Origin of the sequence: Nonomuraea sp. NPDC049480 (assembly GCF_044465905.1) — a bacterium.
Lineage (GTDB): Bacteria > Actinomycetota > Actinomycetes > Streptosporangiales > Streptosporangiaceae > Nonomuraea.
The window spans coordinates 871,597-883,587 of the sequence record NZ_JBITMD010000001.1 but is presented as its reverse complement, the minus strand read 5'-3'; the positions used below and the strand labels follow the sequence as shown (position 1 = coordinate 883,587).

Annotated in this window: 14 protein-coding genes; 12 read left to right on the top strand and 2 right to left on the bottom strand. The window is 70.9% G+C overall.

Annotation, left to right across the window (positions count from 1 at the left end; genetic code table 11):
- The first annotated feature begins 273 nt into the window (after positions 1 to 273).
- From ACIBX3_RS04120 to ACIBX3_RS04065, 12 genes are all read left to right on the top strand, one after another.
- Entirely contained in the window at positions 274 to 900 is a 627-nt protein-coding gene (locus ACIBX3_RS04120) for a hypothetical protein (RefSeq protein ID WP_397112861.1), read from the top strand.
- A 1-nt stretch (position 901) separates the two neighbouring features.
- Positions 902 to 1,618, top strand: a complete 717-nt coding sequence (locus tag ACIBX3_RS04115; RefSeq protein ID WP_397112859.1) for a hypothetical protein — start codon at positions 902 to 904, stop codon at positions 1,616 to 1,618.
- On the top strand, positions 1,615 to 2,910 hold the full coding sequence (locus ACIBX3_RS04110; RefSeq protein WP_397112857.1) for a CpaF family protein: 1,296 nt from the start codon (positions 1,615 to 1,617) through the stop codon (positions 2,908 to 2,910). The genes ACIBX3_RS04115 and ACIBX3_RS04110 overlap by 4 nt, the downstream gene beginning before the upstream one ends.
- 6 nt (positions 2,911 to 2,916) lie before the next feature.
- Complete coding sequence (locus ACIBX3_RS04105) at positions 2,917 to 3,765, top strand: type II secretion system F family protein (RefSeq protein ID WP_397112855.1); 849 nt, start codon at positions 2,917 to 2,919, stop codon at positions 3,763 to 3,765.
- Entirely contained in the window at positions 3,758 to 4,678 is a 921-nt protein-coding gene (locus ACIBX3_RS04100) for a type II secretion system F family protein (protein WP_397112853.1), read from the top strand. Before ACIBX3_RS04105 ends, ACIBX3_RS04100 begins: the two co-directional genes overlap by 8 nt.
- Entirely contained in the window at positions 4,678 to 4,911 is a 234-nt protein-coding gene (locus ACIBX3_RS04095; protein WP_397112851.1) for a hypothetical protein, read from the top strand. The genes ACIBX3_RS04100 and ACIBX3_RS04095 overlap by 1 nt, the downstream gene beginning before the upstream one ends.
- Before the next feature lie 22 nt (positions 4,912 to 4,933).
- On the top strand, positions 4,934 to 5,332 hold the full coding sequence (locus ACIBX3_RS04090) for a TadE family protein (protein ID WP_397112849.1): 399 nt from the start codon (positions 4,934 to 4,936) through the stop codon (positions 5,330 to 5,332).
- The gene (locus ACIBX3_RS04085; protein WP_397112847.1) at positions 5,329 to 5,727 is read left to right on the top strand and encodes a TadE family protein; all 399 of its coding nucleotides are present in this window, start codon (positions 5,329 to 5,331) and stop codon (positions 5,725 to 5,727) included. Before ACIBX3_RS04090 ends, ACIBX3_RS04085 begins: the two co-directional genes overlap by 4 nt.
- A gap of 14 nt (positions 5,728 to 5,741) precedes the next feature.
- Positions 5,742 to 6,134, top strand: a complete 393-nt coding sequence (locus ACIBX3_RS04080; RefSeq protein WP_397112845.1) for a pilus assembly protein TadG-related protein — start codon at positions 5,742 to 5,744, stop codon at positions 6,132 to 6,134.
- 102 nt (positions 6,135 to 6,236) lie between these two features.
- Entirely contained in the window at positions 6,237 to 8,933 is a 2,697-nt protein-coding gene (locus ACIBX3_RS04075) for a BTAD domain-containing putative transcriptional regulator (RefSeq protein WP_397112843.1), read from the top strand.
- On the top strand, positions 8,930 to 9,589 hold the full coding sequence (locus ACIBX3_RS04070) for a hypothetical protein (protein WP_397112841.1): 660 nt from the start codon (positions 8,930 to 8,932) through the stop codon (positions 9,587 to 9,589). The genes ACIBX3_RS04075 and ACIBX3_RS04070 overlap by 4 nt, the downstream gene beginning before the upstream one ends.
- Positions 9,586 to 10,515, top strand: coding sequence for a hypothetical protein (locus ACIBX3_RS04065; RefSeq protein ID WP_397112839.1), 930 nt, complete (start codon positions 9,586 to 9,588; stop codon positions 10,513 to 10,515). The genes ACIBX3_RS04070 and ACIBX3_RS04065 overlap by 4 nt, the downstream gene beginning before the upstream one ends.
- On the opposite strand, the gene ACIBX3_RS04060 is transcribed toward ACIBX3_RS04065, so the two are convergent.
- Both ACIBX3_RS04060 and ACIBX3_RS04055 read right to left on the bottom strand, forming a co-directional pair.
- Entirely contained in the window at positions 10,512 to 10,943 is a 432-nt protein-coding gene (locus ACIBX3_RS04060; RefSeq protein WP_397112837.1) for a MarR family winged helix-turn-helix transcriptional regulator, read from the bottom strand. The genes ACIBX3_RS04065 and ACIBX3_RS04060 overlap by 4 nt on opposite strands.
- 146 nt (positions 10,944 to 11,089) lie before the next feature.
- Positions 11,090 to 11,989 (bottom strand): hypothetical protein, encoded by a 900-nt coding sequence (locus ACIBX3_RS04055; RefSeq protein WP_397112836.1) that lies wholly within the window; start codon positions 11,987 to 11,989, stop codon positions 11,090 to 11,092.
- Positions 11,990 to 11,991: the final 2 nt, after the last annotated feature.

Sequence of the window (11,991 nt, the reverse complement as noted above, 5' to 3'; positions counted from 1 at the left end):
CGCATAAAGCGGTAAACGTCCGTGAAGAAAGTGGCATGTGTGACAGAAGTGGCGACTAGCCGGAAAAATGCCTTTCCGTCAACTCGATAGAAACAATAGGCATCGATTATTTCTCATTGACATCTCGCCACCTGCGAAACAAGCATGGTTCCTCGCATTCCGCCCCCGCCAATCCAATGAGCCCCACATAATGGCGTGGATTCCGCAATTCACCTTGGGAGCCCCCCACCCATGAGGACCAGTGAAAAGCCTGCCGTCAACGCGGCGGCGGGGTTGTCCGGCCCGGCCTCGCGCAAGCTCCCCGTGCCACCCAGAGAACGCAAGCCGGCTCTGGCCGCGCTCGCCGTCCTGCTCATACTCGGCGGCGCGCTGGCCACGACCCTGCTCGTGCTGAACAGCGGGAACCGCGTCTCCGCCATCAGAATCACCCAGCAGATCGGCGCAGGTCAGAAGTTCCCGCCGGAGGCGCTCGAAGAGGTGAAGATCGCCAATACCGGCGTGGACTTCGTGAGCTGGTCACAGCGCCGGCAGGTCATCAACAGCTTCGCGGCCGTCACGATCCTGCCCGGCACCCTGCTGACGAATCAGATGGGCGTCAAGGCCAGCAGCGAGCTCGGCGAGGGCAAGGCCACCGTAGGATTGGCGCTCAAGCCGGGCCAAATGCCCGCGGGCATTCAACAGGGCGACCGCGTCCAGGTAATTTACGTGCCGAGCCGGTCGAGCCAGGGACAAACCCGCGTGCTCGCTTCGAGCGCGCTCGTCTTCGCCACCGGCGAGAGGTCCCGTTCCGGAAATTCCGGCCAGATCACGGTGGTTGTGGATTCATCGGCCGCGCCGGAAATTGTGGCGTTCGCCTCCAGCGGCGAGATCGCGGTGGCCGAGCTGCCGGGAGCGCGCTGACGTGGGACTCATCGTGCTGGCCGCCGACAAGGGCGCGCCGGGCGTCACGACGGCCGCGACGGCCCTGGCCGCGGTGTGGCCGCGGCCGGTGCTCCTGGCCGAGTGCGACCCGGCGGGCGGCGACCTCGCCTACCGGCTGCCCGCCGACGGCGGCGGCGTGCTCAACCCGGGCAAGGGCCTGCTCACGCTGGGCGCCACGGCCCGGCGCGGCCTGGAGCCCGCCCAGATACACCAGCACACGCAGAAGATCGTCGGCGGGCTGGACGTGCTGGCCGGGCTCACGCACGGTGAGCAGGCCGCCGGGCTCACCTGGTTGTGGGGCCCCCTCGGCCGGGCGCTGGCCGCGATCCCGAACGCCGACGTGATCGCCGACTGCGGCCGCCTCGGCACGCACCCGCAGCTCGGCGACCTGCTGGCCGAGGCCGAGCAGGTCGTGCTGCTGACCAGGGCGACCCTCGACCACGTGGCACACCTGCGTGAGCGCCTCCAGATCACGAAGGCGCACGGCGTCGTGGTGATCGCCGACCCGCGGGCCTACCGCGCCTCGATCGACGACGTACGCAGGATCGTCGGCCCGAGTGTCCAGTTCGTCTACGGCCTGGCGTACGACCCCAAAGGCGCCGAGCTCCTGCGCGGCCAGTGGGGCGGCCGCCTGGACCGCTCACTCCTCATCCGCACGGCCCGCGACCTCGCGGCGAGGCTGGTGAGCCACCGATGATCGATCACACGCTGGTCAAGCGGTTCCGCCAGGAGGTCGGCGACCGCCTGGCCCACCAGCGCAGGCTCGACCAGGCCAACGGCCTGCCCGCGATGACCGGGGAGGACGAGCGCCAGTTCGCCAGGGCGCTGATCTCCCAGGTCCTGGAGGAGCACGCGCGCAACGAGATCGGCCTCGGCCGCACGCCGCCCACGGTGGAAGAGGAGGAGGCGCTGGCGGCCGGCATCCACGCCGCGCTGTTCGGCGTCGGCCGCCTGCAGCCGCTGCTCGACGACCCCCAGGTCGAGAACATCGACATCAACGGCTGCGACAAGGTCTTCGTCAGCTACGCCGACGGCCAGGAGGTCATGCACGACCCGGTCGCCGAGTCCGACGAGGAGCTGATCGAGCTGATCCAGATCCTGGCGGCGTACTCGGGCCTGTCGAGCCGGCCGTTCGACACCGCGAACCCGCAACTCGACCTGCGCCTGCCCGACGGGTCCCGGCTGAGCGCGGTCATGGACGTCACGGTACGGCCGGCCGTCTCGATCCGCCGCGCCCGCCTGGGCAAGGTCTTCCTGTCCGACCTCGTGGGCAACGGCACGATCAGCCCGGACGTGGGCAGGTTCCTCAGCGCGGCCGTCGCCGCCCGCAAGAACCTCATGATCGCCGGGTCCACCAACGCCGGCAAGACCACCCTGCTGCGCGCCCTGGCCAACGAGATCCAGCCCAGCGAGCGCCTCATCACCGTCGAGCGCGCCCTGGAGCTGGGCCTCGACCAATTCCCCGAGCTGCACCCCAACGTCGTCGCCTTCGAGCAGCGCCTGCCCAACTCCGAGGGTCAGGGCGAGATCTCCATGGCCGAGCTGGTCAGGCGCTCGCTGCGGATGAACCCCAGCCGCGTCATCGTCGGCGAGGTCCTCGGCGACGAGATCGTCACCATGCTCAACGCCATGACCCAGGGCAACGACGGCTCCCTGTCGACCATCCACGCCAACTCCAGCATGGAGGTCTTCAACCGCATCGCCACGTACGCCCTGCAGGCCGGCGAGCGCCTCCCCATCGACGCCACCCACATGCTCATCGCGGGCGCCATCGACTTTGTGATCTTCATTGAGAAGCGCAACGACTACCACCGCGGCGGCACGCTGCGCCGCTACGTCTCCAGCGTCCGCGAGGTCAACGGCTGCGACGGCCGCGTCCTGTCGAGCGAGGTGTTCCTGCCCGGACCCGACGGCGGCGCGGTGCCGCACGCGCCGGTCTCCTGCCTGGACGAGCTCATGGCGCACGGCTACACGCCGGGGGGATGGTGACGGACGATGATGATCGCCTTCGACCCCCTCGCCCTGCTGGCCGGCGCCCTGGCCGGCGGCGGCCTGTTCCTGTTCGTCATCGCCCTGTACGGCCTGCGCCCCCGCCCGCCCCAGCCCAAGCGCCACCTGGTCAAGATGCTGACCACCCGCACCGCCATAGCCGCCGTGGCCGCCACCATGGTCCTGCTGGTCACTGGGTGGCCGGTCGTGGCGGTGGGCACGGTGCTGCTCGTGTTCGCCTGGCGCGGGCTGTCCGGCGGCGCGGCCGAGGAACGCGCCGCGATGCGGCGACTCGAAGGGCTGGCCGCCTGGACCGAGTCGCTGCGTGACACGATCGCCGGCGCGGCCGGGCTCGAACAGGCCATCCCGTCGTCCATCAGGGCCGCCGCCCCCACGCTCCGGCCGCACCTCCGCGCCATGATCGACCGGCTGCACACCAGGATGGCGCTGCCCGAGGCGCTCGCGCTCTTCGCCGACGAGCTCGACGACCCCTCGGCCGACCTGGTGGTGGCCGCGCTCATCCTCAACTCCAAGCTGCGCGGCCCCGGCCTGCGCGACGTGCTCGGCGCGCTGGCCGTCTCGGCCCGCGAGGAGCTCGACATGCGCCGCCGCGTCGAGGCCGAACGCCGCGCGACCAGGCGCAGCGTCCAGATCGTGGTGATCACCGCGCTGGTCTTCGCCGGCATCCTCGTGATCTTCAACCCCTCGTACGTCGCCGAGTACGAGGGCTTCCTCGGCCAAGCCGTCCTCGTGGTCGTCGCCGGGCTGTTCGGCGCCGGATTCGCCTGGATGAGGCGGCTGGCCAGGTTCGACAAGCCGACGCGGCTGCTGACGGGAGGGGGCGCCAATGGTTGAGGGCGCGCTGGCCGGCGCGGTCCTGGGACTCGGCCTCTTCGCGTTGCTGCGGGCGCTCTTCCCGGCCCGGCCAGGGCTGGTGGCGCGGCTGCTCGCGCTCGACGCCGTGCGCGAGGACACGGACGGGCCCCGCATCCAGCTCGTGCTGCCCGACGAGGAGGTCAGCGCGTTCCGCCGCGGCCTCGGCGTCCGGCTGGCCCGCCTGTACGGCGCCCGAGGCTGGGAGGCCAGGTCGACCAAGGCGGATCTGGCTCTGGTCGGGCGCTCGTTCGAGGCGTTCCTGGCCACCAAGACGCTGCTGGCCGCGAGCGGCCTGCTGGCGTTCCCGCTGCTGCTCGGCTGGCTGGTGCTCATGGAATGGGGCACCTCGCTCGCCATCCCGTTCTGGGCCTCGCTGCTCGTCGCCATGGTGTTCTTCTTCCTGCCCGACCTCCAGGTGAAGAAGGAGGCTGCGGCCAGGAGACGCGACTTCCGCCACGCCGTGGGCGCGTTCCTCGACCTCGTCTCCATGAATCTGGCCGGCGGCCGCGGTGTCCCCGAGGCGCTGATGATGGCCGTCTCGGTCAGCGGCGAGCGGCCCAACTGGGCGATGGGCCGCATCCGCGACGCGCTGAGCGGCGCCAGGATCGTCGGCATCACCCCATGGCAGGCGCTCGGCCAGCTCGGCGAGGAGATCAACGTCGACGAGCTGCGCGACCTGTCGGCGGCGCTCGGCCTGGTGGCCGACGACGGCGCGAAAGTCCGCGCCTCCCTGACGGCCAGGGCCGCCACGCTGCGCCGCCGCGAGCTGGCGGAGATCGAGGGCCGGGCGGGCGAACGCTCGCAATCGATGCTCGTGGCCCAGCTCCTCCTCTGCGCCGGATTCGTGATCTTTCTCAGTTTTCCCGCCGCTATGAAGATGTTGGGGGTCTGATGAACCATCCCTGGATCGTCTATCTCACCGCGTACCTGAGCTCACGCGTCCACCGTGCCCGCACGGCGCCCACGCGCGGCGCCTCCGCCGTTGAATGGGTGATCATCACCGCGATCATCGCCGGCGTCGCTCTCGGCCTGGCCACCTTGATCAAGACCTTGGTCGAGCAGCAGCAGGGCGAGATCGAGCAGAGCTTCGGCGGTGACGGTGGCAACGGCAACCCCGAGCCGTAGAAGCCGCGACCGCGAGCGCGGCGTGACGGCGGTCGAGCTGGCCATCCTCATGCCGGTCATCCTCGCGGTGGCGCTGCTCATCGTGCAGGTCGCGCTCTGGTTCCACGCCCGGCAGGTCGCGGAGGCGGCCGCCAGGGAAGGCGCCCGCGTGGCCAGGTCTGCGCCGATCGACTCCGGCGACTGGCCGGGAGCGGCCACGGCCAAGGCCACCGACATCGTCCGCGCCGTCGGGCCCCGGCTGCTCGGCAACGCCACCGCCACGACGTCCGAGAAGGATCCGGACGAGCGCTTCGTCACCGTGACCGGCAGCGCCGTGCAGGTCATCCCGCTGCTGCCGCCGCTCACGTTCACGATCAGCGCCACCGCGGGCGGGCCGGTGGAGTGCTTCCGTCCCGACAACGGCGGCGAGGACTGCGAATGACCAGGGATCGCGAGCGCGGGTCCATGGCCGTGGAGACGGTCATGCTGGCCCCGGTCTTCCTGCTGTTCCTCATGTTCCTCGTCGGCGCCGGGGTGCTGGTGGAGTCGCAGGGGCGGGTCGACGGGGCGGCCAGGGACGCCGCCAGGGCCGCGTCCGTGCAGCGTACGTTCGACGAGGCCGAGGCCGCCGCCGAGGCGATCGCCGAGAGCGCGCTAACCGGGCCCTGCGGGTCGCCGGCGGCCTCCCTGGACGGCTCCGCGTACGAGCAGGGCGGCCAGATCCAGGCCGAGGTCACCTGCGAGCTGGACCTCGGCTTCCTCGGGTTCGGCGGCACCAAGCAGCTGACCGGCACGGCCGTGGTGCCGCTGGAGCAGTTCAGGAGGGTCGAGGAGTGAGGGAGCGGGGGTCCATGTCCGTGTTCACCGTGCTGTTCTCCGTGGTCGCGTTCCTGCTGGCCGGGCTGCTCGTGGACGGCGGGTCGGCGATCAACGCGCGGTTGCGCGCCGCGGACGTGGCCGAGCAGGCCGCGCGAGCCGGCGCCGACCAGATCGACGTCGACCACCTCCGCGCCACCGGCGAGCCCCGGCTGCTCGGGGACGACCAGGTGTGCGCCAGGGCCGAAGAGATCGTCGCGGCGCAGGGCGGCGACGACGTGACCAGCGGCGAGTGCTCAGTTGTGCAGGGGGACGCGCAGGTGACGGTCACCGTGTCGGTGCGGTGGGAGGCGTTCTTCCTCGGCGCGATCGGATTCCCCGGCTCGGAGATGACCGGCGAGGCCACCGCCGCGCCCGAAGCGAGATAGACCGAATCCCTTCACTCAATGGATGCGGAACGCGTGCGGCAGGACGCTGGACGCGAGATTCGAGGGGAGCGGAGCTCCCGAGCTGAAAGAGACGGAGAGGCGATGCCGACGCGAGAGCCCGCGCGTTCCCATGGGCGCCACACGTCCGCGCGCATCTCGGCCAGACGCAGCGCCGGCGACGTGTTCGCCGGGCTGTTGGCACTGGTCGTGCTGATCGCGCTGGTGGGCGGGGTGCCGTACGCGCTGCTCACGTTCGTCGGGCCGCCGCTCCGGCCCGAGCTGCTCGACCTCGAGACGTTCACCGGGCGCGTCGGGCCGAGCACGATCGTGGCCGTGCTGGTGCTGCTGGTGTGGCTGGCCTGGTTCCAGCTGTTCGCGTGCGTGCTCGTCGAGGTGTACGCCGGGGTCCGCCGGGTCGGGATGCCCGCACGCGTACCGCTCTCCGGCGGCACGCAGGCCCTCGCCAACAAGCTCGTCGGCGCCGTGCTGCTGCTCTTCACGACCGGGGCGATGATCGCGCCGATCGCCAAGCTCGGGCCCGCTCCCGCCGCGCCGCCCGTGACGGCGGTGGCGTACTCGGCGCCGATCGTCGAGAAGCAACTGGAGACGAACAAGACCAAGAAGGTGTACGTCGTCCAGCCCCCGCACGGGCGGCACCACGAGAGCCTGTGGGAGATCGCGGAGAAGTGCCTGGGCGACGGCCGCCGATACCCCGAGATCTACCGGCTCAACCAGGCGAAGGAGCAACCGGACGGCTCCCGCCTGCGGATGGCCGACCTGATCAGGCCAGGCTGGGTGCTCGACATGCCGGACGACGCGAGGCACGTCCACATCGTCCCCGTCGACCAGCCCCGCGACCAGACGTTGCGTGAGCACCCGGGCCGGGCGCAGGTCCCCGACGGGAGGATCCACGGCGAGGTCGAGAAGGAGGAGACCAAGCGGGGCGGCGCCAAGCACCGCCTGCCGGAGCAGCAGGATCCCCGGCAGGAGGAGCAACCCACCGTCATTCGGGAAGCCCAGGACAACGAGCTGGTCGAATACCTCGCCGCGGCCTCGCTGGCCGCCGCCGGGCTGCTGCTCGTGCTGGCCAGGCGGCGCCGCGAGCAGCTCTGGCGCCGCGTGTTCGGCCGCAGGATCGCCCGCCCGCGCGGCGACGCCGCCGAGGCCGAGGTCGCGCTCAGGCTGGGCGGCGACGCGCCGGGCGCCCGCATCCTCGACATCGGCCTGCGGCTGCTCGGTGCACAGCTGGCGGCGCAGCATCGCACGCCGCCCACCGTGTACGCGGCCCACCTGTCGCCCCGCACGCTCGACCTGTGGGTCCATCCGCCGGACGCCGACCCGCCCCCGCCCTGGACGGCCCAGGACGGCGGCCAGGTGTGGCGGCTGCCCGCGCACGAGGGCCGCCTGCTCGAGGACCAGCCCGGTGGGGCGCCGTACCCGGGGCTGGTCTCGATCGGCACCAACTCCCACGGCCGCGTGCTGGTCGACCTGGAGGCCGCACAGGGCCTGATCAACGTACGCGGGCCGCAGACCACGGCCGCCCTCGCCGCCATCGCCGTCGAACTGGCCACCAACCGCTGGTCCGACGGCATGCGCGTCACGCTCGTCGGCTTCGGCGAGGAGCTGACCGCGATCGCGCCCGACCGCATCAGGGCCGTCGGCGGCCTGGCCGAGGTGCTGCCCGAGCTGGAGGCCGCCGCGGCTCCGCGCAGGGAGGTGCTGACCGGCCGCATCACCGGAAGCCCGCGCGACGCCCACTACCTGCTGTCCTCGGTGGCGCCCACGCACGAGGAGGCGCGCCGGCTGGCGCTGCTGGCCCGCAGGGACACCGCCGGGTACGTCGTGGCCGGCGACGTCCCGCACGCCACCTGGACGCTGGAGATCACCGACGACGGCAAGGCCAAGATCGCCGAACTGGGCTTCGAGGTGGACGCCCAGCTCCTGCCCCGCCGCCACTACCGGGCGCTCGTCGACCTGTTCCGCACGGCAGGCCGGATGGACGGCGAGTCCATACCCGAGCCGGAACCCCTGGCCGGCACGCAACCGCCCGCCGTCGAGATCCGGATGCTCGGCCCCATCGAGGTCCTCGGCCTTGGCCCGCTGGAGGAGGGCCGGATGGCCCTGGCCACGGAGCTGCTGGTCTACCTGGCCACGCATCCCGGCGGTGTGCATCCCGTCGTGCTCGGGGGCGTGCTGTGGCCGCGCGGCGTCCAGGAGATGGTCAGGGACGCCACGATCGCCAGGGTCGCCGAATGGCTCGGGCCGCGCCACCTGCTCACCGACGAGGCCGGCCGCCTGCGGCTGGGGCCCGAGGTGCGTACGGACTGGGCGCTGTTCCGCGAGCTCGTCCGCCGCTCGCACGGCGACCCGACGGCCAGGTCGGTCCTCCTGGAGAAGGCGCTCGGCCTGGTCAGAGGCCCGCTGCTGACGGGCCGGCCGCCCGGCAGATACGCGTGGCTGGCGGCCGAGGACCTGGAGTACGACGTGGCCGCCGAGGTCGCCGACGCGGCGCACCAACTCTGTGAGCTCAGGCTCGCCCAGGACCAGCCGGACGCCGCGGTGGCCGCCGTACGCGCGGCGCTGCTGCTGGCGCCCGACGACGAGGGTCTGTGGCGCGACCTGCTGCGGGCCACGCACGCGACAGAGGACGTCGTACGCCTGCGCGCCGTCGTCGAGGGCCTGACCAGAAGGGCGGCCTCGCACCCGTACGGCGGCGGGATGGCCCCGGAGACCGAGGCCTTGATCGAAGAACTGCTGCCCACGTGGCGGATCCACGTGGTGAGGGAGTCATCGGCATGAGACGAATCGCGATAGCGCTGGCCCTGCTCGCCGCGGCGGGCTGCGGCCAGGCAGAAAGCCCGTACGCGCCGCGAGAGGCGGCCAGGCCCGCCACGCCGCGAGATGCGGCCAAGCCCGCCACGCCGCAGGAGGCCGCCACGCCCGAAGGGAGCAGCCCGGCACAGGCCGAGCAGCCCGCGGACGAGAAGCTGCCGTCCGGCCCCCAGACCGTCGACGTCGGCGAGGGCCTGCGCATCCGGGTGGAGTGGCCGGCCGACCCCCACCCGGCGCTGAAGCCCATGGTCGACCAGTACGTCGGCACCCGGAAGGCCCTCGTCGAGGGGAAGACCGTCTACACGAAGGGCCTCGAGTTCGAAGCGGGGGTCAGGGCGAGCACGTGGCTGAAGGAGTGGGTCGACGAGGGCTGGACGATGCGCGGGGTCGGGCGGATCTACAACCTGCGGGTGGCCGCGCGGATGGGCAGAGCTGCCGAGGTCACCGCGTGTGTCGACGAGTCGGGGGTCCGGGTGATCTCCTCCCGCACCGGAAAGGTCATCAGGCCCCAACCCGACTGGCTGCGCACCCCATACCCCCAGAGCGTGGGCGTCCGCCGCGGCGACGACGGGGTGTGGCGCATGAAGCTGTACGCCACCGGCAGAGAGAGGTGCACCCGATGAAAGTCTTGATCGCGGCGTTGCTCATGGCACCGCTGCTGCTCGATGGGCCGGAAGAAGGCGCCGGCGAGACCACCGCCAAGGTCGGGCAGGATGGCAACAGGGCGTTCGCGTATGTCGGCAACGTCATCCGCTACCGCGGCAACGGCGTCAAAGGCGGGAAGGGCGACGGCTATCGCATCCCGCGCCCGTGCTGGTACGAACCGGGTCCATCCGCCCAGGAGATGCTCGACCAGCAGAGGACGGGCCGCGACGCGGCCAACCGGGCGCGGATCGACGAGCATTACGCCCAGGAGTACCTCAAGCCTTTCGAGGACAAACTGGACAAGCCGGGGCGGTGGTGGACACCCGCCTACAACGGGGCCGACCCGAACCACGTGCTCTGCATGACCGACCTCGACCCGACCGGCGTGTTCGTGCCGCCCGGTCAGACGCCGCCGTCCGGGATCACGCTCCAGCAACTGGCGCAGATCGCCAGAGCCGCGCTGACCGTGCCCGAGCACACCGTCAAGCTGAATCCTGACGCCAAGAGCTATGTCAACCTGCCCACCTGGGTCTGGCTGGAGGGCGTCGGCGAGCCGCGCCGCACGATCACGGCGGAGATTCCCGGCGTCATGAGCGTGACCCTGAACGCCGACCTCCAGGACATCAAGATCGACCCCGGCACGACGCAGGACCGGGCCGAGGTCAACGAGAGCGGCTGCGGCACCGCCGGCAAGCCGTACACCAAGGGCGGCACGTTCTCGTGCGGCGTGCGTTACCTGCGCTCGTCGATCGACCAGCCGCGCGAGAAGTACACGCTCTCCGTGACCACCGTGTGGACGATCGAGGTGCAGGACGACGTGGTGCCGTTCCAGTTCGCGCCCGTGCAGCTGGAGGCCACCCGTGACGTGCCCGTTGGCGAGATCCAGAGCAACGTCAAGCCCTAACCGAGGACCGCGGCGAGCGGGGCGAGCTCGGGTTGCTCCGCCGCCTCGGCCAGCACCTCCTCCAGCACGGCGTCGTGCGTGGGGCCCGCCCGCGCGAGCAACTCGCGCCCGGCGGGCGTGACCTCGGAGTAGATGCCGCGCCGGTCGTCCTCACACAGGTAGCGCCTGAGCAGCCCGCGGTTCTCCAGCCGGGCGACCAGCCGCGTCGTGGCGCTCTGGCTGAGCACGACGGCGCGGGCGAGCTGCTGCATGCGCATGTGCCAGCCGTCCTGCCGGCCCAGCACGTCGAGGACCGTGTATTCGCTCACGCTGAGGCCGTGCTCCTTCTGAAGCGCTTTCTCCAGCCTGTCCTCGATTTTCGCGTGCAGCGCCGCGAGGGTGCGCCAGCCCTGGGCGCGCGCCTCGACGGCCTCATCAGCCAGGGGCATGTGACAGCCTCCTCGGCATCCTTGTATGGCTGGTTAGTGTGCGTATGCAAATAATGCCTAAGCTCACTAACGTCGTCTGAGGAGAACTCTATGCCTCTCGCCCTGTTCGCCCTCGCGACCGGCGCCTTCGGTACCGGACGATCGGATCAGTCGAACAGCTCGTCGACGCTGGCGGCGGTGGCGGCCTTGCGGACCCAGGACTCGAGGATGTCCAGGTCGGTGCACTCGGTGATGCGGGTCTTCGCCTCGTCGGGCACGGGAATGCCGCGCGCCTCCAGGACTAGCAGGATGGACTTGGCCTCGCCCTTGGCCTTGCCCTCGGCCTTGCCCTCGGCCTTGCCTTTGGCCTCTCCTTCGGCTTGCCAGCGGGCGATCATGTCGCGCATGAACTGGTTTCTAGGTTCGATCACCATCGTCATCAAGGTCTCCTTGAGCTTGGCAACTGCGTCGTCGGGCAGGAGCATGAGCATCAGGCGGACATATTCTCTCAGGTCCTCGGGTCGCTCGTCGGCCGCCTCCCAGAGTGTTTGGGCGATCTTGGGGCCATCGTCGGCTCGTGCATGCGTGATGGCCGAGACGAGGGTGAGATCAGGCTGGTCGATGGCCCAGGCGCGGTCTGTGATCAGGGGTATCTTGCTCGGCCCGACCACGACAGGCGGCAGCACCCACCCGGGATGCCCCATATCGATGGGTTCCGCGCACTGTCGGGCGGTGGCCGCGTCCTCACAGAAGACGAGGAGCACGACTGGAGACTCCAGCCGTGCCCGGAGGGCGGCCAGATAGAGAGGCCAGGACCAGCGCTTGTCCTTGTCGTATTGCCGCTGTACCTCCAGCACGATCGCGGACACCGGTCCATGGTCGTCCTCCAGCACGATGACCCCGTCGGCCCGATATTCCGTCGGCGTGCACTGCGTGAAGTCGCCGCTGTCCATTCGGGCCTTTTCGAAGGGGGATGGGGAGACACCCGCCTCGGTCAGTAGATCGGCTGCCAGAGACGGGCGCTTCCGGACGAGTTCCAGTAGGTACTCGTGTTCGAGCGTCGGCATGC

Excerpts from the sequence above, each read along its gene's own strand:
- ACIBX3_RS04070 (WP_397112841.1), top strand. The coding sequence starts at position 8,930 with ATGAGACGAATCGCGATAGCGCTGGCCCTGCTCGCCGCGGCGGGCTGC.
- ACIBX3_RS04100 (WP_397112853.1), top strand. The coding sequence starts at position 3,758 with ATGGTTGAGGGCGCGCTGGCCGGCGCGGTCCTGGGACTCGGCCTCTTC.
- ACIBX3_RS04065 (WP_397112839.1), top strand. The coding sequence starts at position 9,586 with ATGAAAGTCTTGATCGCGGCGTTGCTCATGGCACCGCTGCTGCTCGAT.
- ACIBX3_RS04075 (WP_397112843.1), top strand. The coding sequence starts at position 6,237 with ATGCCGACGCGAGAGCCCGCGCGTTCCCATGGGCGCCACACGTCCGCG.
- ACIBX3_RS04085 (WP_397112847.1), top strand. The coding sequence starts at position 5,329 with ATGACCAGGGATCGCGAGCGCGGGTCCATGGCCGTGGAGACGGTCATG.
- ACIBX3_RS04110 (WP_397112857.1), top strand. The coding sequence starts at position 1,615 with ATGATCGATCACACGCTGGTCAAGCGGTTCCGCCAGGAGGTCGGCGAC.
- ACIBX3_RS04095 (WP_397112851.1), top strand. The coding sequence starts at position 4,678 with ATGAACCATCCCTGGATCGTCTATCTCACCGCGTACCTGAGCTCACGC.
- ACIBX3_RS04055 (WP_397112836.1), bottom strand. The coding sequence starts at position 11,989 with ATGCCGACGCTCGAACACGAGTACCTACTGGAACTCGTCCGGAAGCGC.
- ACIBX3_RS04080 (WP_397112845.1), top strand. The coding sequence starts at position 5,742 with ATGTCCGTGTTCACCGTGCTGTTCTCCGTGGTCGCGTTCCTGCTGGCC.
- ACIBX3_RS04105 (WP_397112855.1), top strand. The coding sequence starts at position 2,917 with ATGATGATCGCCTTCGACCCCCTCGCCCTGCTGGCCGGCGCCCTGGCC.
- ACIBX3_RS04060 (WP_397112837.1), bottom strand. The coding sequence starts at position 10,943 with ATGCCCCTGGCTGATGAGGCCGTCGAGGCGCGCGCCCAGGGCTGGCGC.